Source organism: Variovorax xiamenensis, assembly GCF_050916385.1.
Taxonomy (GTDB): Bacteria; Pseudomonadota; Gammaproteobacteria; order Burkholderiales; family Burkholderiaceae_C; genus Variovorax.
In genome coordinates this window covers 6,289,800-6,309,647 of the sequence record NZ_CP139038.1, presented here as the reverse complement: position 1 = coordinate 6,309,647, position 19,848 = coordinate 6,289,800, and the positions used below count along the sequence as shown (strand labels likewise).

Here is a 19,848-nt window from a genome sequence, read left to right as displayed (position 1 = left end):
ATGTCACGGGGGCGCCATCGTATGGTCACCCGGCGGTGGGAGCCTACCGGTCCATGCAACGCGACGACGCTTTCCTTCGCGCATGGCGCGACACCGCGACCCGGGCCCTCGACCCCGAGGATGACGACCGCGCGCGTCCACCACTGCACTTCCGCACCCTCTGGATCTCCGACCTGCACCTGGGCACCCCCGGCTGCCAGGCACGGGCCCTGCTCGATTTCCTCAAGCACACCGAGTGCGAGACGCTGTTCCTGGTCGGCGACATCATCGACGGCTGGCAGCTCAAGCGTCACTGGTACTGGCCGCAGGCGCACAACGACGTGATCCAGAAGCTGCTGCGCAAGGCGCGCAAGGGCACGCGCGTGATCTTCATCCCGGGCAACCACGACGAGTTCGCCCGCAAGTACTTGCACCACAACTTCGGCGGCATCGACGTGGCCGAGGAATGGATCCACGAGACGGCCGACGGTCGCAAGCTCTGGATCATCCACGGCGACCTGTTCGACGGCGTGATCCAGTGCGCCAAGTGGCTGGCCTACGTGGGCGACTCGCTCTACGAATTCACGCTCAAGCTCAACCGCCACCTCAACTCGCTGCGCGCGCGCATGGGTCTGCCGTACTGGTCGCTGTCCAAGTACCTCAAGGGCAAGGTCAAGCGGGCGGTGAGCTACGTGGGCGACTTCGAAGTGGCCGTGGCGCGCGAAGCCAGCAAGCGCGGCGCTCAGGGCGTGGTGTGCGGCCACATCCACCATGCCGAGATGCGCGACATCGACGGCATCCTCTATTGCAACGACGGCGACTGGGTCGAGAGCCTCACGGCGCTGGCCGAGCATGCCGACGGCACGCTGGAAATCATCGACTGGGCGCAGCACATGCCCGTGCCTGCAAAGGCAACGCCGCAGCGCGAAGCCGTTGCAGCCTGATCCGTATCAGCTACCGGCGCTCAGCCCTTGCGGGCGGGGCCGCTTCCGTCAGCGTGGCCGAGTTGCTCGCGCCACGCGTCGTAGTACCTGAACATGCTCTTGCCCATCTCGTCCATCCACAGCCACCAGGCGAGCGCGAGGTTTTCGGGGCCGTCGACTTCCGGTGAATTCTGCAAAAGGGCGGCGGCAGGCGGTTCCGGCAGTTCGTAGTCGCACAGCCGCTCGACGCTGGCGTGCGGGAAGCCTGGAATGACAGTGCTCACTGCTGTGCTCCTTCAGGGCGGCGCGTTTTCTGGCGCCCGGAACAACTCCCTGCCGGATTGAAGCAGGAAGCGGTGCGGCGACGTATCGGACTATCCCGGATGAAAACAAAAGTCCACTGAAATCCGTAGGCCCCGGCAGCCGGGAGATGTTCGTCCGATCCGACGATGCCGCCCGGCCCTGCAGGCATCACACTCGGCGGCTGCATCCAAGCATCCATTCCGACTGGAGATGACAAGCACCATGGCCTGGGCACTCACTGCGGCGGAGACCGCATTCCGCGACGAGGTCAGAGATTTCCTGGCACGCGAGCTGACGCCCGAACTGCGCGCCGCCGGCCGGCGCTGCAGCGGCATCTTCAGCGACTACGAATACGGCAACCGCTGGCACCGCATCCTCGCGAAGCGCGGCTGGAGCGTTCCGCACTGGCCGGTGGAGCACGGCGGCACCGGCTGGACGCCGATGCAGCACTACATCTTCTCGGCCGAGCTGGCGGCAGCCGACGCGCCGCCGCGCGCGCCGATGGGCCCGGGCATGGTGGCGCCGGTGATCATCGCCTTCGGCACAGAGGCGCAGAAGCGCGCCTGGCTGCCCGGCATCCGCTCGGGCGAGGACTACTGGTGCCAGGGCTACTCCGAACCGCAGTCGGGCTCCGATCTGGCCTCGCTGCAGTGCAAGGCCGTGCGCGACGGATCCGACTACGTCATCAACGGCACAAAGATCTGGACCACCCACGCCCAGTACGCCAACCGCATGTTCTGCCTGGTGCGCACCGCGTCGGGCGGCAAGCCGCAGCAGGGCATCAGCTTCCTGTGCTTCGACATCCCGGCTCCGGGCATCACCATCCGGCCGATCATCAGCATCTCGGGCGACCACGAGCTCAACCAGGTGTTCTTCGACGATGTGCGCGTGCCCGCCGAGGGCCTCATCGGCGAGGAGAACCAGGGCTGGACCATCGCCAAATACCTGCTGCAGCACGAGCGCGGCGGCGCATGGGCGCCGATGCTGCGCGCGCGCCTGCGCCGGCTGCAGGAGGCGGCCGACGCGGCCTTCGCGGCAGCGTCGCAGGGCGACACGCACGAGGCCGGCGACATGGCCCTGCGCCTGGCCGAAGCCGAATGCGCCATCGACGCGCTGGAAGCCACCGAGCTGCAATCGCTGCGCGCCCAGGCCCGCGGCGAGCCGCCCGGCATCCGCCCATCCATGGGCAAGGTGCTCGGCTCCGAGCTGCGCCAGCGGCTGACCGAACTGGGCGTGGAAATCGCCGCCCACTACGCCGCCGCCGACCTGCCGCTGGACGACAGTCTTCAGGGCGGCGAACTGCCCATCCCCGAGGACGCCGTGTTCTCCATGTCGGCCTACCTCAACGACCGCGCCGCTTCCATCTACGCGGGCTCCAACGAGGTGCAGCGCAACATCGTCGCCGCCCACCTGCTGGCGAACTGAGGCTCTTTCTTCCATGAACGCCACCACCGAACGCGACGACACCCTCTCGATGCTGCGCGACAGCCTCGCGCGCTACCTCGACGACAACCACGGCTTCGAGCAACGCCTGTACGCGCTGCGCAAGGCCGACGACGCACCGCCGCCGTTCTGGCGCGGCCTCGCCAGCGAACTGGGCCTGCTGGGCGCGGCCCTGCCCGAATCGCAGGGCGGCCTTGGCGGCGGCATGGCCGCGCATCTCGCGATGATGGAAACGCTGGGCGGCGCGCTCGCTGCCGAGCCCTATCTTTCGACGATGGTGATCGGTGCGGGCCTGCTGCAGCGCAACCCCGGCGCGCAGGCCGACGCGCTGCTGGGGCGCGTGGTCGCCGGCGAGGCCGTGCTCGCATTCGCGCACGACGAGCCGCAGAGCCGGCACGACCGCGACGATGTGCAGACCGAAGCCATGCGCGATGCCGACGGCTCCTTCCGCCTGAGCGGCCGCAAGGCCGTGGTGCACGCCGCGCCGTGGGCCAGTCACCTGCTCGTGAGCGTGCGCGGCAGCGCCGGCCTCTCGCTGTTCGTCGTGCCGAAGAACGCGCCGGGCCTGCGCCTTCGCGCCTACCCGACGCGCGACGGCGGCCGCGCCGCCGACATCGCCATCGACGACCTGCGCCTGCCCGCCGATGCATTGCTGGGCGAAGAGGGCGGCGCGCTGCCGCATATCGAGCAGGCGCTCGACGAGGCCACGCTCGCCGTCTGCGCGGAGTCCGTCGGCGTGATGCGCCGCCTGGTGCGCGACACGCTCGACTACGTGCGCCAGCGCAAGCAGTTCGGCGTGCCGATCTCCAGCTTCCAGGTGCTGCAGCACCGGCTGGCCGACATGCACATGGCGCTGGAGCAGGCCGCCGCGCTCGCCGCCAGCGTCGGCGAGATGATCGACACCGCACAGGCGCGGGAACGCGCGCGCGCCGTCTCGTCGGCCAAGGTGGCAGCCGCCAGGGCCTGCAAGGCCGTGGCACAGGGCGCGGTGCAACTGCATGGCGGCATGGGCATGACGGAGGAACTGGCGGTGGGCCACTACGTGCGTCGCGCCACGCTCATCGAAGGGCAGTTCGGCCCGCCGTCCTGGCACCTGCGGCGCGTGGCGAAGCTGCGCGCTGCCTGACCTGCGCTGGGCCGCGCCGGGCGCGCCTTCAGCGTTCTCCCGCATTCGTCGCTTCCGACGATGCACCCCCGGCCCCCCGGCGCCAAGATGCCTCCACACGACAGCGCCCGCGCGGCGCCGAAGGAGACAGACATGGCTGGTCCATTGCAGGGATTGAGGGTGATCGAGATGGCGGGCATCGGCCCCGGCCCGTTCTGCGCGATGCTCTTCGCCGACATGGGCGCGGAGGTGATCCGCATCGAGCGCCCGGGCACGCGCACCGCGCCGCACGACATCCTCGCGCGCGGGCGCAGCACGTTGCAGGTCGACCTGCGCGCGGAAGGCGCTGCGCAATCGGTGCTGGACGCCATCGCCAGGGCCGACGTGCTCGTCGAGGGCTTCCGCCCCGGCGTGATGGAGCGGCTGGGGCTGGGCCCTGCCGAATGCCACGCGCGCAACCCGCGCCTGGTGTACGGCCGCATGACCGGCTGGGGCCAGCACGGCCCGCTCGCGCATGCGGCGGGGCACGACATCAACTACATCGCCATCAGCGGCGCACTGCACGCCATCGGCCGCGCGGGCGAGCCGCCGGTGCCGCCGCTGAACTACGTGGGCGACTTCGGCGGCGGCGCGATGCTGCTGGCCTTCGGCATCCTCGCCGCGCTGCACGAGGCGAAGAATTCGGGGCAGGGGCAGGTGGTCGATGCCGCCATGACCGACGGCGCGGCGCTGCTGTCGGCCATGATGTACGGCTTCAGGTCGGCCGGCCAGTGGAGCAACCAGCGCGGCGAGAACATGCTCGACGGCGGCGCGCACTTCTACGACACCTACGCCTGCGCCGACGGCAAGTACGTGGCCGTGGGCGCCATCGAGCCGCAGTTCTATGCGCTGCTGCGCGAGCGCTGCGGCATCGCCGACGACACCGCCTTCGACGCGCAGATGGACGCCGACCGCTGGCCGCTGCTCAAGCTGCGCATGGCCGACGTGTTCCGCACCCGCACGCGCGACGAATGGTGCGTGCTGCTCGAAGGCAGCGACGCCTGCTTCGCGCCCGTGCTCGACTGGGACGAGGCGCCGGAGCACCCGCACAACGTGGCGCGCGGCACCTTCGCCAACGTGGGCGGCGTGGTGCAGCCCGCGCCTGCGCCGCGCTTCAGCCGCACGGCGCCGGCGGTGCCGCAGGCCACTGCGCGCGACGACGGCCCGACGGTGCTGCGTCGCTGGGGCGTGGCGGCTGAAGCCATCGCGCCCCTGTGCGGGGCTTGAAAAAAGAAGAAGAGAAGACAAGACAAGAACGGAGACAGCCACCCATGTTCCTCACCCAACCCCTGCACAAGGGCCGGCGCGAGAAGGCGAAGGCCACCGCCATCGTCTGCGGCGCCACGCGCCTGGACTTCGGCACGCTCGCCGATCGCGTCTCCCGCCTGGGAACCGTGCTCAAGCAACTCGGCATGGCCGGCGGCGACCGCGTCGGCATGATGAGCCTCAACTCGCACCGCTTCGTCGAATACTTCTTCGGCACCTGGTGGGGCGGCGGCGTGATCAACCCGGTCAACATCCGCTGGAACCCGAAGGAGGTCGCCTACTCGCTGGACGACTGCGACACCCGCATCCTGCTGGTCGACGACCTGTTCGTGCCCATGGTGCCGGCGCTGCGCCAGCTCTCGGCCTCGCTGCGCACCGTGGTCTATTGCGGCGACGGCGCGGTGCCCGAGGGCATGGTCGGCTACGAGGCGCTGCTGGCACAAGCCCAGCCCTCCGAAGACGCGCCGCACGATACCGACGAGCTCGCGGCCATCATGTACACCGGCGGCACCACCGGGCAGCCCAAGGGCGTGATGCTCACGCACGGCAACCTGTGCATCAACGCGCTGAGCACAGTCGCCGCGCTGCCGCGCGACGCGCAGCATGCCGTCTCGCTCGTCGCGGCGCCCATGTTCCATGTGGCCGGCTGCGGCGCCACGATCCAGAACATGCTGCGGCTCACGCCCACGCACGTGCTGCCGATGTTCGACGAACTGGCCGTGCTGCAGGCCGTGCAGTCCGCGCGCATCACCGAGATGTTCATGGTGCCGACCATGATCAAGCGCGTGGTCGAGCATCCGCGTTTTGCCGAGTTCGACCTCTCGAGCCTGCAGCTGCTGTTCTACGGCGCGGCGCCCATCGACGCCGCGCTGCTCGACCAGGCGATGCGCGCGATTCCCGGCGCCGCCTTTGCGCAGGTCTATGGCATGACGGAGCTGTCGCCGGTGGTCACCGCGCTGGCGCCGCATTGCCATCTGCCTGGCCCCGACCGCGACCGGCTGCTGCGCTCGGCGGGCACGCCGGTGCCCGTCGCCGAGGTGCGCATCGTCGACGGCGAAGACAACGAGCTGCCGCCCGGGCAGGTCGGCGAGATCGTGGCGCGCGGCCCGATGGTGATGAAGGGCTACTGGAACAAGCCGAAGGAAACCGAGGCCGCCCTGCGCGGCGGCTGGATGCACACCGGCGACGGCGGCCGCATGGACGAGGACGGCTTCGTCTACGTGGTCGACCGCATGAAGGACATGATCGTGAGCGGCGGCGAGAACGTGTATTCGGCCGAGGTTGAGAACGCCATCGCGCAGATGCCGCAGGTGCTGATGTCAGCGGTGATCGGCGTGCCCGACGACAAGTGGGGCGAGCGGGTGCACGCGGTGATCGTGCGGCGCGAAGGCATGGCGCTGGAGGCCGAGGCCGTCATCGCGCACTGCCGCGAGCACATCGCGAACTACAAGTGTCCGCGCAGCGTGGAGTTCCGCGACGCGCTGCCGCTCTCGGCGGCCGGCAAGCTGCAGAAGTTCCAGCTGCGCGAGCCCTTCTGGGCCGGCAGGGAACGCCGCGTCGGCTGAGCCCCGCGCACGCGACAGAAAAGAAAGCAAAGGAAGACAACATCATGGCCATCGATTTCCGCCGCTCCTGGAGCGACGAAGACCTGGAGCTGTACCGCGACAACGTGGTGCGCTTCATCGAGACCGAAGTGCTCCCGCACGACGAGGAAGCCCGCAAGCGCGGCCACGTGGGCCACGAGGTCTGGCGCAAGGCCGGCGCGCTCGGCCTGCTGTGCGCCGACATTCCCGAGGAGTACGGCGGCGCCGGCGGCGACTTCCGCCACGAGGCCGTGTTCTACGAGGAGATGTCGCGCCGCGCGCTCACCGGCATGGCGACCTCGGTGCACAGCATCGTGGCGCACTACTTCCTCAACCACGGCACCGAGGAGCAGAAGCGCAGCTACCTGCCGCGCATGGCGCGCGGCGAGCTGGTGGGCGCCGTCGCGATGACCGAGCCCGGCGCGGGCTCCGACCTGCAGGGCGTGCGCACCCGCGCCGAGAAGAAGGATGGCGGCTATGTCGTCAACGGTTCCAAGACCTTCATCACCAACGGCTTCCTGGCCGGCGTGGTGCTGGTGGTGTGCAAGACCGATCCGACGCAGGGCGCCAAGGGCACGTCGATCCTCATCGTCGAGACCGAAGGCTGCAAGGGCTTTCGCGTGGGCCGCGTGCTCGACAAGATCGGCATGAAGGCGCAGGACACCTCCGAGCTCTTCTTCGACGACGTGCGCGTGCAGGCCGACGCGCTGCTCGGCGGCGTGGAGGGCCAGGGCTTCTTCCAGCTCATGAGCGACCTGCCCTACGAGCGCACCATCATCGGCCTGAGCGCGCTGGCCACCATGGAAGGCGCCTACCAGGCCACGCTCGACTACGTGCGCGACCGCAAGGCCTTCGGCAAGCCCATCGCCGAATTCCAGAACACGAAGTTCAAGCTGGCGGAAATCGCCACGCAGATCAAGGTGGGCCGCGCCTTCATCGACCGCTGCATCGAAGAGCTCGTGGCCGGCACGCTCGACACCGCCACCGCCTCCATGGCCAAGCTCTGGGGCTCGGAAGCGCAGGGCCGCGTGATCGACGAATGCCTGCAGCTCTTCGGCGGCTACGGCTTCATGAACGAATACATGGTGGCGCGCATGTACGCCGATGCGCGGGTGCAGCGCATCTACGGCGGCACCAACGAGATCATGAAGGAAGTGATCGCCAGGGCTCTCTGAGCCCCGGCCAGTCCACTCAGGACAGCCGCCTGATCTCCGCCCGCGCGATCTCGCGGTGGTGGTACGAGGGCGACAGGCCGATGAACTGCGTGTACTTCTCGCGCGCCGCCTCGGGGTTGCCCGCGTCCTCCAGTTCCAGCGCCTCCATCGTGAACTGGGTGAAGAGCCGGTTGGCGTCGGTCTCGCGCGACGTGGCGGCCAGCGTCTTGGGCTGCAGCTCGGGCTGCTCGGCGTAGATCCGCCGCTGCACTTCGATCACCTCGATCAGCGCGCGGCCGATGCGCTGGATGTTCTCGTCCACGGGGCCCAGATCGCTTGCGCGCACCTGCGTCGCGGCCTGGTCCATCAGGTGCGACGCCACGCGCAGCAGCTGGTGCAGATGCTTGTGCGTCATGGGCGATCCGCTCCGTGCGGGCGACCGCCGCCTGGCTTCGCAGCTTTTGCGAAGCCGGTTCCTTGCAATAACCTCATCCGTCGTTCCGCCTTGCGCCGGATGCCGCGCGGGCCCCGGCCTTGGCTTTTCCTCTCTGCTGTTGTTCTTTTTCCTCGGCCGCGCGCCGCTTGTCGGCAAGCTGGTTCGCGCGTTCGGCGATGGCCATGGTCCTGGCCACCTCCGCGCCGTATGTCTTCACCGAGAAGGCCTTGCTCACGCTGCCCTTGCCGGCGGTGTAGGTGATGGCCAGCCAGTAGCCGGGATGGCTCGGGTTGGGCGTCTTGAAATGCACGCCGCTCACGCCGCTGGTGTTGTTGCGCCGGGTGATCTCGGACTTCGAGCGCTTGGCCGTGCGCGGCCCGGCCGGGTGGGCCGACAGCCCCATGCGGATCGCTTCCTCCGCCGGGTGGATGCGCGCCAGCCCCGTCATGCGCTTGAGCTGCAGGGCGCGCTCCTGCACCGCAAGCGCGTGCGCGGCGTCGCCCAGTTCGGCGACGGAGAAATCGGTGCGCAGGATCTCGTCGTGCGCGATGTAGGTCTTGGCCATCCATGCGCGCACGCGGCCGCCGGGCGCGAGATGGTGGAACACGCCGGTCACGCCGGTGCTGTTGTTGGCACGCTGCTTCTCGGCACGCTCGCTGCGCGCCTGCGGCGGCACGCTGCGCACGATGTGGTCGCGCCAGTCCTGCGCGTGGAGCAGTGCCTGCTCCGCGCCGCCGTAGCTGGCCTTGCCGAACAGCCTGTGATGGCGGACGCCGTTGCGGACTATGGAAACTTCGAAACCCCAGGACCTGGAGTAGATGCCATACATGGCTGCCGGGTTCGGGATACCTTTGGGCATTCTCGACGTGATGCTGCTACTTACGTACTCAGCGTTGCTGCTGATTCCGATGGGCTCCCCGGCTTGCGCATTGCTCTTCGGCGCGCATTTCTCGCAGCTATTTTGGCCGAAGCACCACGACAAATTCACCCGAACATCGGAGCGCGGAAAAATATCTTCGGCGAGGAATGCCGGGTGTACCGGGCGCGCAGATCCGCCGGCCGCCGTGCGAACGGGGCCGGCCCCGGACATCGGCGCGATCACTGCGGCGGCCTCGCCTCGGCGGCGGCCATGCCGTGCTGCAGGGAAGAAGCCTGCGCAGGCTGTTCCAGCAGGAACGGAATGGAAAGCGCTGCCGTGCTGGCGGCCGCCGCGTTGCCCTGCATGAACACGAATTTTTCCTCGAGCTGGCGCCGGCGCTCCTCGATGGCCAGCAGCTTCGCCTTCTCGGGGCCGTGCTCCTTGATGGAAAAGGCCTTGCTCACGCTGCCCCTTCCGGCCGTGTAGGTGATGGCGAGCCAATAGCCGGGATGGCCCGGGTTCGGCGCCTTGAAGTGCACGCCGCTCACACCGCTCGAATTGGTGCTGCGTCTGATCTCCGACTTCGAGCGCTTGGGCGTCAGCAGATCGGCCGGAAAGGCCGGCGGGCTCTTGCGGATGGTCTCCTCGGCCGGATGCAGCTTCGCCAGTCCGTCCATGCGGTCGAGCTGGCGCGCGCGCTCCTCGATGGCCAGCGTCTGCGCGGCCTCGCCCATCGAGTTCACGGGAAAGTCGGTGCGCAGGATCTCATCCTGCCCGATGTAGGTCTTGGCGACCCAGGCCCGCACCCTGCCGCCCGGCGCGACTTGGCAGAACACGCCCGACACGCCCGTGGTGTTGTTGATGCGCAGCTTCTCCGCCCGCGTGCGCCGCGGCACCGGCGGCACGCTGCGCACCACGCCGTCGCGCCAGTCCTGCGCCTGGCGCAGCGCCTGCTCGTCGCCGCCGTAGCTGGCGCGGCCGAACTGCTTGAAGTAGCGCTTTCCGTTTCGCACGATCGACACCTCGTAGCCCCAGCTGCGGGGGTAGATGCCGTACATGGCTGCGGGGTTGGGGATTCCTTTTGGCATGGTGCTTCGGCTCGAGTCCGCTCTCTGGTGTGGCATCGGTGCTCGCCCGGCGCTTTTTTCGAAGCCGCCGGGTGCGGGCTCCCATGCCGCCGCGATGCGGCTTGCGCTATCGCGGCAGTTGGAACACTCGAGGGAAATGCTAGGGACGCAGGCGCCAGCGGGGTATCACCGGAATCCGTAGTTCAGGGGGTAGCCGGCGCAATAAAGGAGCCGGCTTTAGAGCTATCTGATGACACCGAGCCTGCGCGCGATCGCCACCGCCTGCGTCCGGCTCTTCGCGTCCAGCTTCATGTTGATGTTGCGCAGGTGTGTGCGCACCGTGCTGTCGGACACGAAGAGCTTCTCGGCCATCGCGTTGTTCGAGTAGCCCTCGGCCAGCAGCTGCAGCACGCGGATCTCCTTGCGCGTGAGCGGTTCCTTGATCGCGTCGCCGGCCGGCGCTTCCGATTCGGCGGCCGGCGCCGCGGGCCCGACGGCCTGAAGCAGCCGTTGCAGGTGGTCCGCGAGGATCGGGTCGCCGCCGCCTTCCTGCATCGCCGCGGCGCAGCGGTGCACCAGCGTTCCGACGGCCGGGCCCTCGTCGAGGATCAGCCGCATGAAGCCCTCCTGGCTCGCGGCCTGCAGCACCTCGGCGAACTCCTCGGTGGCGGCGGCCGGGTCGCCGGCGCGCTGCAGCGCGAGCGCGCGCAGCACCCTGAGCTTGAGCGCGCGGCGGTTGCGGGCCACTGCGAGCGCGGCGTGGAGCTCGGCGTCGAGCACCGCCAGCGCCGCGCGTGCGTCGCCGAAGGCGATCTCCCATCGCGCTTTCGCGAGCGCGAGGTAGTCGAGGTCGTGCGCCGGCAGGCGCTGGCGCCGCTCGCGTTCCCACAGGGCCGGTTCGTCGGCGCGCAGCAGCTCGTCGTGCGACGCGGGGCCGTTGCCCTGCAGCAGCAGCATGCGCGAGCGCTCCAGCTTGGCGCCCGCCACCACGCGCGGCAGCTGGCGCGCGTGGCCCAGGTACTCGAGCTCGGTCAGGGCCTGGAAGGCCGCGTCGATGTCGCCCGCGTGGAAGGCCAGCCGCGAGCGCATTACGTGGCTCAGGATCATGTGGTCGGGCAGGCCCACGTCGCGCGCCAGCGGCAGGTACACGTTCAGCAGGCGCTCGGCCTGCACGAGCTGGTTGGTCTCGTACACGGCGCCCGCGTACAGCACGCCGGCCCATGCGTTGCCGTGGCTGTGGTTGTACGACACCGCGTGCGTCGAATCGACCGCCATGCGCAGCCGCGCGGTGGCCTGCCGCAGCCGGCCCTCGTGCAGGTCGAACAGGCCCGCCAGCGACTCGGTGTACATGCGGTTGAAGGCGCTGTTGCCCTGCTGGCGCCGCGCCGCGTCGAGCAGGCGCCGCGCCTCGTGCTGGTCGCCGCGCACCGCGAGGATGTGCGCCATCGCGTTGAGCAGCACGCTGTCGGCGAAGGCCAGGCCGGTGGGCAGGCGCGCGAGGCTCAGGCGGCCCGCTTCGTAGGCCTCGTCGTGGCGGTCCTGCATGGCCAGCAGCAGCGGCACCAGCGTGTGGGCGCTGGCGCGCACCTCGGCGATGGGGCTGTCGAGGCAGCCCGACTCATCGAGCTGCCGCATCGCGTCCCAAGGGCCGTGCGTGAAGCAGGTGGCCCACAGCGAGATCGGCTGCAGGAACGGGTGTTCGCGCAGCTGGTGATCGGGAATGGCCGAGAACCAGCGCGCCAGCATGCGCATGCGGCCCTCCTCGAGGAACTGCGCGGCATGGCTGTCGAGCAGGTTCAGCGCATGCGGATGGTCGCCGCCCTCGATGGCATGGTCGATGGCGGGCACCGGACGGCCATGCGACTCGTACCAGCCCGAGGCCGCGAGGTGCAGTCGCGCGGGCTCGCCGGGCATCTCGCGCGCGAGCTGCGCGCGCAGGAAGTCGGCGAAGAGGCTGTGATAGCGCCACGCGTCGCCGTCGCCGCTCACCGGCGTGAGGAACAGGTTCGACGTGGCCAGCCGCTCGAGGATGGCCGCGCAGTCCGCGCGCGGGCACAGCGCCTGGCACACCGATGCGTCGAGCTGCCGCAGGATGCTGGTGCGCAGAAGGAAGTCGCGGATCTCCCTGGGCTGGTGCGCGAGCACGTCCTCGGCAAGGTATTCGGCCACGGCGCGGTCGGAGCCCGAGAAGCGCTCGACGAAGCCGGTCGCGGTGCCGGTGCCGTGGCGCTCCAGCGCCATCGAGGCGAGCCAGATCGCAGCCACCCAGCCCTCGGTCTTGCGATGCAGCAGCGAGAGCATGCCGGCCGGCAGCGCCTGGGCCGCCTGCGGCTGGCGCAGGCCGAAGAAGGCGCTGGTTTCCTCCAGGCTGAAGCGCAGCCGGTCGGTGTCGATCTCGGTCAGCTGCCCGCGTGCGCGCAGCCGGCCCAGGCCCAGGTCGGGCAGGCTGCGCGAGCCGATCACGATCTGCCCCCGGCGCGGCAGGTGCTCGACGATCTCGCGCACCAGCCCCAGCACGGCCGGCTCCTGCACGCGCTCGAAGTCGTCCAGGAAAAGCGTGAAGGGCGACTCGTGCGCCGCCAGCGCGGCCACCGCGTCGAAGGGGTTGCTGTTGTTGTTGCCGCGCGGCTCCTCCACGCCCAGGCGCTGCACGGCCTCGGCCAGGCAGTCGAGAAAGCGTGAGACGTCGTTGTCGGCCCGGTCCAGCGTGAGCCAGGCGGTGGCGATGCCCTGCGCCTCCATGCGCTCGCGGATCTGCGCCATGGCGGTGGTCTTGCCGAAGCCGGCGGGCGCGCGCACCAGCACCAGCTTCACGGCCGCAGAGGCGACCTCTTCCCCGATCGCGGTGCGCTGCACCTGCGTGGCGACGAAGGCCGGGGGATTGAGCTTGGTTTCGAGGATCCGGGGTGTGGGGGACTGCATGCGGCGCTGAAATCCCGTCGTTTCCGACGATGTGTGCGGCCGATTCTGCTTCCTAAACTGGATGTGGACAAACCATCCAAGACACCTCAAGGACACCAGCAGATGCAACTCGATTCCAGCATTGCGGCCGTCGTCACCGGCGGCGCCTCGGGCCTCGGCGCCGCCACCGCGCGCCGCCTCGCGGGCCACGGCGTGAAAGTAGCGCTCTTCGACCTCAACGCCGAGCAGGGCGAGGCCCTGGCCAGGGAGCTCGGCGGCATCTTCTGCAAGGTCGACGTCACCTCCGAGGAGCAGGTGGACGCCGCCTTCGCCAGGGCCCGCGCGGCGCACGGCCAGGAGCGCGTGCTCGTGAACTGCGCCGGCACCGGCAACGCCGTGAAGACCGCGAGCCGCGACAAGGCCACCGGCGAGATCAAGCACTTTCCGCTCGCGAATTTCGACCGCATCATCCAGATCAACCTGGTCGGCACCTTCCGCTGCATCGCCAAGTCGGCGGCGGGCATGCTCACGCTCGACACGCTGCAGGACGGCGAGCGCGGAGCCATCGTCAACACCGCCTCGGTGGCCGCGCAGGACGGCCAGATGGGCCAGGCGGCCTACACCGCCTCGAAGGCCGGCATCGTCGGCATGACGCTGCCGATCGCGCGCGACCTCATGAGCGAGGGCATCCGCGTGAACACCATCCTGCCGGGCATCTTCGACACGCCGCTGCTGCAGGGCGCACCCGACAACGTGAAGGCCGCGCTGGCCGCGTCGGTGCCGTTCCCGAAGCGGCTGGGCAACCCGGCGGAGTACGCGACGCTGGCCGAGCTGATGATCACCAACGGCTACTTCAACGGCGAGAGCGTGCGGCTCGACGGGGCCATCCGCATGGCGCCGCGCTGACACGAACCCCCGCACCCGCACAGATACGGAACAGACAGGAGAACCCCATGCCCGAAGCATTCATCGTCGCCGCCGCGCGCACCGCCGGCGGTCGCCGCAACGGCCGCCTCGCCGGCTGGCACCCGGCCGACCTCGCCGCGCAGGTGCTCGATGCCCTGGTGGAGCGCACCGGCGCCGACCCGGCGCTGGTCGAGGACGTCATCATGGGCTGCGTCGACCAGGCCGGCGAGCAGTCTTCCAACATCGCGCGCAACGCGGTGCTGGCCTCGAAGCTGCCCGAATCGGTGCCGGCCACCTCGGTCGACCGGCAGTGCGGCTCGTCGCAGCAGGCGCTGCACTTCGCGGCGCAGGCCGTGATGTCGGGCACCATGGACATAGTGATCGCGGCCGGCGTGGAGAGCATGACGCGCGTGCCCATGGGCATGCCCGTCACGCTGCCGTTGAAGAACGGGCTGGGCTTCTACGTGAGCCCGCTCATGGCGAAGCGCTATCCCGACGTGCAGTTCAGCCAGTTCACCGGCGCCGAGATGATCGCGAGGAACTACGGCATCGAGAAGGACGAGCTCGACCGCTATGCACTCGAGAGCCACAAGCGCGCCATCGCCGCCACGCAGGCAGGCCATTTCGAGCGCGAGATCGTGCCGGTTGCGGTGCGCATGGCCGACGGCACCGAGCCTGGCGAGCAGCACACCGTGGACGAAGGCATCCGCTTCGACGCCACGCTGGAGAGCATCGCCGCGGTGAAGCTCATCGCCGAGGGCGGGCGCTGCACCGCCGCCACCGCCAGCCAGATCTGCGACGGAGCGAGCGGCCTGATGGTGGTCAACGAGCGCGGCCTGAAGACGCTGGGCGTGGAGCCGCTCGCGCGCATCCACCACCTGAGCGTGATGGGGCACGACCCGGTGATCATGCTGGAGGCCCCGCTGCCCGCCACGCAGCGCGCGCTGAAGAAGGCGGGCATGAAGATCTCCGACATCGACCTGTACGAAGTCAACGAGGCCTTCGCGCCCGTGCCGCTGGCCTGGCTGCAGACGCTGGACGCCGACCCGGCGCGGCTCAACGTGAACGGCGGCGCGATCGCGCTGGGCCACCCGCTGGGCGCATCGGGCACCAAGCTGATGACCACGCTCGTGCACGCGCTCGGCCAGCGCGGCAAGCGCTACGGCCTGCAGACCATGTGCGAGGGCGGCGGCATGGCCAACGTGACCATCGTCGAGCGGCTGTGAGCATGAGCGGCGCCGATGAAGATCCCCTCCTGAGCGAGCGCGACGGCAGCGTCGAGATCCTCAGCTTCAACATTCCGAAGCGGCTCAATCCGCTGACGGAGGGGCTGCAGCAGGCCCTGCGCGACAGGCTCGCGCAGCTGCGCAAGGAGGGTGAGGCAGGCACGGTGCGAGCGCTGGTGCTGACCGGCGTGGGCAAGTCCTTCTGCGTGGGTGCCGATCTTTCGAGCATGGGCCCCGGCGGCGGCAGCATCGGCCAGCGCACGGCGGATGCGATGGAGTCGCTCTCGAACCGGCTCATCGAGGACCTGCGCGGCATGCCCTTTCCGGTGGTCAGCGCCATCAACGGCCCGGCGGCGGGCGCTGGCGTCGGCGTGGCGCTGGCGGCCGACGTGGTGATCGCGGCGCGCTCCGCATATTTCTACCTGCCCTTCATGCCGCGGCTGGGCATCGTGCCCGACCTGGGCACCACCTGGTTCCTCGAGCGGCTGGTGGGGCGCGCGCGGGCCGTGGGCATGTCGCTGCTCGGCGAGCGCCTGTCGGGCGAGCAGGCGGCGCAGTGGGGCCTTGTCTGGGCCTGCGTTGACGATGCCGAACTGCGCGCGCAGGCCGTGTCGGTGGCCCAGCGGCTCGCGCGGCTGCCCGCGCACGCGGCGCGCGAGATCCGCTCCGTGTACGAGTCGGCGGCCAGCCAGCCGCTGGTGGAGCAGATGCGCCACGAGGCGCAGCGCCAGCGCGAACTGCTCGACCGGCCCGAGTTCGCCGAGGGCGTGAAGGCCTTCCTGGAGAAGCGCGAGCCGGTGTTCCGCCGGGGCTGACCCGGGCGGACCGCGGCCCGCGGGACCGGCCCCGGGGTAGGGGATGGCCGATGCCAACATAATCGGACCCCATGGGCGCTTCGCCATCCATCCTCGATCCACGGTCCGTCATCCTGCTGGCCGGCGTCATGGGCGTCGTGATGGCGCTCGTGGTCTTCTTCATGCAGCGCAGCTATCCGCGCAGCATCCAGGGGCTGGGCGAATGGGCGCGGGCGCCGCTGGTGGCGTTCGTGAGCACGCTGCTCTTCGCGGCGCGCGGGTTCTTCCCGGACTTCATGACCATCGTCGTCGCGAACTTCGTGCTGTACCAGGCCTGCATCCTGTACTACGCCGGCAGCCAGAAGTTCCTGCTGGGGCACAGCGACACCCGCGGCTGGACGGTGCTCAACGGCTTGCTGGCGCTGGCGATGATCTGGTTCGGCATCGTCAGGCCCGACTTCGAGACCCGCCTGCTCTTCGTCACCCTGGCGGTGTCGGCGCTGTTCTTCCGGCATGCGCTGCTTTACATGCGCCACGCGGGCCGCGTGTTCGGCAAGCGGCTGATGACCGGGCTGCTGCTGGCGCAGGCGCTGGTGGCGGGCCTGCGATTCGTGTCGGTGGTGGCGGGCATGGCGGGCAGCGGGCTCATGGAGGGCACCTGGATCCAGTCGCTCTACATCAGCATGTACTCGTTCACCGTGCTGCTGCTGTCCATCGCCGTGATCCTGATGGCCACCGACCGCGTGCACACCGAGTTCGAATACCTGGCCACGCGTGACCCGCTCACCGGGGCGCTCAACCGCCGCGCCGTGCTCGACGCCTGCCACGGCGCCTTCGCCTCGGGCGAGCGCCGAGGCGCGCTGCTGATGGTCGACCTGGACCACTTCAAGGACATCAACGACCGCTTCGGCCACCAGATGGGCGACGCGGTGCTGCGCGAAGCGGTGCGCCGCATGCAGCGCGCCGTGGGCGACAAGGGCGTACTCGGACGCTACGGCGGCGAGGAATTCGTCGTGCTGCTGCCCGAAGCCGGCCAGGCCGAGGCGATGGAAATCGCGGCGCGCCTCAGGCAGGCCGTGGGCGAGCCCTTCCCGGCGGATTCGCCGATGGCCGTCGTCGGCTCGATGGCGGTGAGCATCGGCGTGGCGGCCGGCGGGAGCAGCGCCGGCGGCACCGGCATCGACGACGTGCTGGCGCTGGCGGATGCCGCGCTGTACCGGGCGAAGGCGATGGGGCGCGACAGGGTGATCGCGGCCGCCTGAGCTGCCAGCGAGGACGGCCCCGTCAGCCGGCGCCGTCCCAGTCGCAGCGCAGCCTGTGGCGCGACCCGGCGTAGGTCAGCGTGCCCCGGGTCTTCGAGATGTTCAGCATCGCCGCGCGGGCGGGCGCTTCAAGGCTTGTTCCCTTGAGGCTCATCACCTGGCGTGTGTGGTCGACGGACTTGTGCCGCAGCTCGAACCTCTCCGGCGCGGATTTTTCTTCGCGATCTGTGCGTGCCACGAGCAGCGCCATCGGCTCGCCGGTCGAGAGCCGGAACTGGATCTCCGCCGAGTAGGGGCGGCCTTCGCACTGCATGCTGCCGGTGGCGAAGGCCTGGGTTGCGCATGCCAGCAAGAGGGCGGATGCCAAAGGGATGCGCAACGAGTGGCGCTTCATGCGGGCGTGCCCGCGTCGAGCGCTGCTCCATCGGAGCGCTCGGCATTGCAGCTTGCGCAGGAGCGGGCCGATGGCGTGCGAAGCGGCTTGCCGCACACATGGCACGGCGGGCCGTACAGGCTCAGACGGTGATGCAGGATCGCATTCGGATTGGTTTCCTTGAAGCCGGTGATGCGTTCGTAGGCGGCCAAGGTCTGGTAACCCAGGCCACGCTCCCGGGCTTCGGCCAGGCTGCAGCCGGTTTCTTCGCGGTATTGCGTCATCTGCGCGATGTAGCCGACGGGGTGAGCGATCTCCCACTCTTCCTCCGTGAGCATCGGCATGTCGGTCCGGCAACGCCAGCAGTAGAGGGTGCGGGGCATGGGTTGAACTGTTTCAAGAAGGAGTTGCTGCGATCATTGCGCGAGGTATGCCTCTACCGCCGGTCCCCACAGGCCTTGCTGCGCGATCAGCATGTGGCCGTTCGTGCCGGGTTCCAGCGTGTAGCTCTGGAAGATGCCCTTGCCGCCCGCGGCCGTGAAGGCTTCGAAATTCTTCCGGCTGTGCGCCATGGCGTAGAAGCTGTCGTTCTCGCCGTACAGCCAGAGCGTGGGGCGGGGGAACACTGAACCTCGCCTGAAGCTCACCGGGTTGATCGCATTCGCTGTGTTGTCGGGACACTTGTCGCTCATCCAGCCACCGACGAAGTTGATGGCGCCCTGGAACACGCCGGGTCGGGTGCCCGCGTAGGCGATCGCAAGGATACCGCCGCGCGAATGACCGGCTATCTCCATGCGTTTCGTGTCCACATCGGGGTTCTTCAGCAGCCATGCGACGGCAGCGTCAATATCGGCGAGCGCGTGGTCGAAGCCCGCCAGTGACAGAGCGGGATCGCAGCTGTAGTGCTCGCGCTTGGGAGTGAAACCCTCGTCATACAGTCCGTCCGATTGGCCGCGTCCGCGCCGCTGCGGAAACGCCACCAGCCAGCCGCGCTGAGTGAACCATCTCGCGAGACGCTCGGGTGCCCACGTATCCTTGAACAATGCCGGGTTGTTGCCGATGCCGGTGGAGCCGTGATTGAAAACCACCACGGGGAATGGCCCGGTGCCCTCCGGCTTGTAGATCACCATTTCCAGCGTGACAGGCGCACCGCCTTCGACGAAGGGCGTGGGTACTCGGACGGTGCCGCGTTCCTGTGCCCAGCAGGACGCCGTCGCGAAGGCGAGCGAGGCGGCGAGAAGAAGCAGCTTTTTCATTGGAGTGCATTTGTCCTGGCGAATCGCCGCATTCTGCTCGTGCCTCCTGAAGCTGCTATGCCGAAGGGCGCGTTGCCTTTTTCCCAACCCACCTCACCGCACCGCTCGCCAGCACGATCCCCGGCACCACCAGCGACAGGGCGATCAGCACCGCGCCGGTGACGGGCTCGTCCATCCACGCCGCCGCACCCAGCGTGGTCAGCACCGGCACCAGTGCGGCCGAGAGCGATGCGCGCGGCGCACCCAGTCGGGCGACGGCGACCATGTAGATCACCAGCCCGAGCAGGCCGGCGACCACGCCCTGCGTCGTGGCCTGCAGCGCGACATCGGGCCATGGGGCCGTCAGCAGCTTCGGCACTCCGGCGAATGGCAGCACGAGCAAGACCAGCAGCAGCGCCGACCATCCGTTCACGAATGCCGCGCCCTGCCATGGCGTGAGGCCGCAGTGCGCGAACGCGAGCGAGTGCGCGGCCCACAGCATGGCCGCGGCAAGGAAGAGCAGGTCGCCGCGCCAGTCGCCCGAACCGTTGCCGGCGCGAAGGCCGTCCGCCGCGAACAGCACCATGCCGATCGCGATGCAGGCCAGTCCGACGAGCCTGATGCCTCCGATCTTCTGCCCCTTGTGCAGCCACGCGCCGATGGCGGTGAAAAGCGGCAGGCTGCCGGCCATGAAGATGCCCATGTGGCTCGCTGGTGCCCATTGCGCGCCTGCCAGCACCAGCAGGCCGAAGGGCAGGCCGCCGCCCGCGACGAAAAGCACGAGCACGGGCAGCGATGCCTTGGGCGCGATGCGCTTCCTGCCGAACCACAGCGGCGCGAGCAGCAGGGCCGGAATGCCGTAGCGCAGCAGTGCCAGGTCGATGGGCCCGAGCGTGGTGGTCACGCCGTGGCGCGAGACGAGTTGCCATGCGCTGCCGATGAAGGCGGCGGCCAGCGCGGCCAGCAGGCCGGTGAGGAGATTGCGGTCCAGCAT

The 19,848-nt window shown here is 69.4% G+C and carries 19 protein-coding genes; 10 read left to right on the top strand and 9 right to left on the bottom strand.

Annotated elements, in window-relative coordinates:
• The first annotated feature begins 53 nt into the window (after positions 1–53).
• On the top strand, positions 54–923 hold the full coding sequence (locus SFB74_RS28945; protein WP_432727856.1) for a UDP-2,3-diacylglucosamine diphosphatase: 870 nt from the start codon (positions 54–56) through the stop codon (positions 921–923).
• Between the two features lie 20 nt (positions 924–943).
• Here the strand turns inward: SFB74_RS28945 and SFB74_RS28940 are convergent, their stop codons facing one another.
• Entirely contained in the window at positions 944–1,186 is a 243-nt protein-coding gene (locus tag SFB74_RS28940; RefSeq protein ID WP_432727855.1) for a hypothetical protein, read from the bottom strand.
• 229 nt (positions 1,187–1,415) lie between these two features.
• On the opposite strand from SFB74_RS28940, the gene SFB74_RS28935 reads away from it, so the two are divergent.
• The 5 genes from SFB74_RS28935 (at position 1,416) to SFB74_RS28915 (ending at position 7,816) form a co-directional block, all read left to right on the top strand.
• Positions 1,416–2,630 carry an acyl-CoA dehydrogenase family protein gene (locus tag SFB74_RS28935; RefSeq protein WP_432727854.1) on the top strand — a complete coding sequence of 405 codons (1,215 nt, stop codon included), beginning with the start codon at positions 1,416–1,418 and terminating at the stop codon, positions 2,628–2,630.
• 13 nt (positions 2,631–2,643) lie between these two features.
• Complete coding sequence (locus SFB74_RS28930) at positions 2,644–3,774, top strand: acyl-CoA dehydrogenase family protein (protein ID WP_432727853.1); 1,131 nt, start codon at positions 2,644–2,646, stop codon at positions 3,772–3,774.
• A gap of 132 nt (positions 3,775–3,906) precedes the next feature.
• Positions 3,907–5,019: a CaiB/BaiF CoA transferase family protein gene (locus SFB74_RS28925; RefSeq protein ID WP_432727852.1), complete on the top strand. Its 1,113-nt coding sequence runs from the start codon at positions 3,907–3,909 to the stop codon at positions 5,017–5,019.
• Positions 5,020–5,063: 44 nt separating this feature from the next.
• Positions 5,064–6,623, top strand: coding sequence for a long-chain-fatty-acid--CoA ligase (locus SFB74_RS28920; RefSeq protein WP_432727851.1), 1,560 nt, complete (start codon positions 5,064–5,066; stop codon positions 6,621–6,623).
• 44 nt (positions 6,624–6,667) lie between these two features.
• A complete protein-coding gene (locus SFB74_RS28915) occupies positions 6,668–7,816 on the top strand; it encodes an acyl-CoA dehydrogenase family protein (RefSeq protein WP_432727850.1) in 1,149 nt (382 codons plus the stop codon).
• Between the two features lie 16 nt (positions 7,817–7,832).
• Here the strand turns inward: SFB74_RS28915 and SFB74_RS28910 are convergent, their stop codons facing one another.
• The 4 genes from SFB74_RS28910 to SFB74_RS28895 form a co-directional block, all read right to left on the bottom strand.
• Positions 7,833–8,210 (bottom strand): hypothetical protein, encoded by a 378-nt coding sequence (locus SFB74_RS28910; protein ID WP_432727849.1) that lies wholly within the window; start codon positions 8,208–8,210, stop codon positions 7,833–7,835.
• A gap of 73 nt (positions 8,211–8,283) precedes the next feature.
• Complete coding sequence (locus SFB74_RS28905) at positions 8,284–9,090, bottom strand: AP2 domain-containing protein (RefSeq protein ID WP_432727848.1); 807 nt, start codon at positions 9,088–9,090, stop codon at positions 8,284–8,286.
• A gap of 239 nt (positions 9,091–9,329) precedes the next feature.
• The gene (locus SFB74_RS28900; protein WP_432727847.1) at positions 9,330–10,178 is read right to left on the bottom strand and encodes an AP2 domain-containing protein; all 849 of its coding nucleotides are present in this window, start codon (positions 10,176–10,178) and stop codon (positions 9,330–9,332) included.
• Positions 10,179–10,400: 222 nt separating this feature from the next.
• Positions 10,401–13,079: a LuxR C-terminal-related transcriptional regulator gene (locus SFB74_RS28895; RefSeq protein ID WP_432727846.1), complete on the bottom strand. Its 2,679-nt coding sequence runs from the start codon at positions 13,077–13,079 to the stop codon at positions 10,401–10,403.
• 102 nt (positions 13,080–13,181) lie between these two features.
• On the opposite strand from SFB74_RS28895, the gene SFB74_RS28890 reads away from it, so the two are divergent.
• The 4 genes from SFB74_RS28890 to SFB74_RS28875 all read left to right on the top strand — a co-directional run bounded on the left by SFB74_RS28890 (position 13,182) and on the right by SFB74_RS28875 (position 17,246).
• Positions 13,182–13,964 carry an SDR family NAD(P)-dependent oxidoreductase gene (locus SFB74_RS28890; protein ID WP_093304555.1) on the top strand — a complete coding sequence of 261 codons (783 nt, stop codon included), beginning with the start codon at positions 13,182–13,184 and terminating at the stop codon, positions 13,962–13,964.
• 47 nt (positions 13,965–14,011) lie between these two features.
• Positions 14,012–15,190: an acetyl-CoA C-acetyltransferase gene (locus SFB74_RS28885; RefSeq protein WP_432727845.1), complete on the top strand. Its 1,179-nt coding sequence runs from the start codon at positions 14,012–14,014 to the stop codon at positions 15,188–15,190.
• 2 nt (positions 15,191–15,192) lie between these two features.
• The gene (locus SFB74_RS28880; RefSeq protein ID WP_432727844.1) at positions 15,193–16,005 is read left to right on the top strand and encodes an enoyl-CoA hydratase-related protein; all 813 of its coding nucleotides are present in this window, start codon (positions 15,193–15,195) and stop codon (positions 16,003–16,005) included.
• 71 nt (positions 16,006–16,076) lie between these two features.
• Entirely contained in the window at positions 16,077–17,246 is a 1,170-nt protein-coding gene (locus SFB74_RS28875; RefSeq protein ID WP_432727843.1) for a GGDEF domain-containing protein, read from the top strand.
• 22 nt (positions 17,247–17,268) lie between these two features.
• On the opposite strand, the gene SFB74_RS28870 is transcribed toward SFB74_RS28875, so the two are convergent.
• The 4 genes from SFB74_RS28870 to SFB74_RS28855 are packed head-to-tail and all read right to left on the bottom strand — an operon-like array spanning position 17,269 to position 19,848.
• A complete protein-coding gene (locus SFB74_RS28870; RefSeq protein ID WP_432727842.1) occupies positions 17,269–17,613 on the bottom strand; it encodes a hypothetical protein in 345 nt (114 codons plus the stop codon).
• Between the two features lie 23 nt (positions 17,614–17,636).
• On the bottom strand, positions 17,637–18,002 hold the full coding sequence (locus tag SFB74_RS28865) for a hypothetical protein (protein WP_432727841.1): 366 nt from the start codon (positions 18,000–18,002) through the stop codon (positions 17,637–17,639).
• Positions 18,003–18,035: 33 nt separating this feature from the next.
• A complete protein-coding gene (locus SFB74_RS28860; RefSeq protein ID WP_432727840.1) occupies positions 18,036–18,875 on the bottom strand; it encodes a dienelactone hydrolase family protein in 840 nt (279 codons plus the stop codon).
• 55 nt (positions 18,876–18,930) lie between these two features.
• Complete coding sequence (locus tag SFB74_RS28855; RefSeq protein WP_432727839.1) at positions 18,931–19,848, bottom strand: DMT family transporter; 918 nt, start codon at positions 19,846–19,848, stop codon at positions 18,931–18,933.

Coding starts and splice junctions, on each gene's coding strand:
- SFB74_RS28945 (WP_432727856.1), top strand. CDS start 54: ATGCAACGCGACGACGCTTTCCTTCGCGCATGGCGCGACACCGCGACC.
- SFB74_RS28935 (WP_432727854.1), top strand. CDS start 1,416: ATGACAAGCACCATGGCCTGGGCACTCACTGCGGCGGAGACCGCATTC.
- SFB74_RS28930 (WP_432727853.1), top strand. CDS start 2,644: ATGAACGCCACCACCGAACGCGACGACACCCTCTCGATGCTGCGCGAC.
- SFB74_RS28925 (WP_432727852.1), top strand. CDS start 3,907: ATGGCTGGTCCATTGCAGGGATTGAGGGTGATCGAGATGGCGGGCATC.
- SFB74_RS28920 (WP_432727851.1), top strand. CDS start 5,064: ATGTTCCTCACCCAACCCCTGCACAAGGGCCGGCGCGAGAAGGCGAAG.
- SFB74_RS28915 (WP_432727850.1), top strand. CDS start 6,668: ATGGCCATCGATTTCCGCCGCTCCTGGAGCGACGAAGACCTGGAGCTG.
- SFB74_RS28910 (WP_432727849.1), bottom strand. CDS start 8,210: ATGACGCACAAGCATCTGCACCAGCTGCTGCGCGTGGCGTCGCACCTG.
- SFB74_RS28905 (WP_432727848.1), bottom strand. CDS start 9,090: ATGCCCAAAGGTATCCCGAACCCGGCAGCCATGTATGGCATCTACTCC.
- SFB74_RS28900 (WP_432727847.1), bottom strand. CDS start 10,178: ATGCCAAAAGGAATCCCCAACCCCGCAGCCATGTACGGCATCTACCCC.
- SFB74_RS28895 (WP_432727846.1), bottom strand. CDS start 13,079: ATGCAGTCCCCCACACCCCGGATCCTCGAAACCAAGCTCAATCCCCCG.
- SFB74_RS28890 (WP_093304555.1), top strand. CDS start 13,182: ATGCAACTCGATTCCAGCATTGCGGCCGTCGTCACCGGCGGCGCCTCG.
- SFB74_RS28885 (WP_432727845.1), top strand. CDS start 14,012: ATGCCCGAAGCATTCATCGTCGCCGCCGCGCGCACCGCCGGCGGTCGC.
- SFB74_RS28880 (WP_432727844.1), top strand. CDS start 15,193: ATGAGCGGCGCCGATGAAGATCCCCTCCTGAGCGAGCGCGACGGCAGC.
- SFB74_RS28875 (WP_432727843.1), top strand. CDS start 16,077: ATGGGCGCTTCGCCATCCATCCTCGATCCACGGTCCGTCATCCTGCTG.
- SFB74_RS28865 (WP_432727841.1), bottom strand. CDS start 18,002: ATGCCCCGCACCCTCTACTGCTGGCGTTGCCGGACCGACATGCCGATG.
- SFB74_RS28860 (WP_432727840.1), bottom strand. CDS start 18,875: ATGAAAAAGCTGCTTCTTCTCGCCGCCTCGCTCGCCTTCGCGACGGCG.
- SFB74_RS28855 (WP_432727839.1), bottom strand. CDS start 19,848: ATGCTGGACCGCAATCTCCTCACCGGCCTGCTGGCCGCGCTGGCCGCC.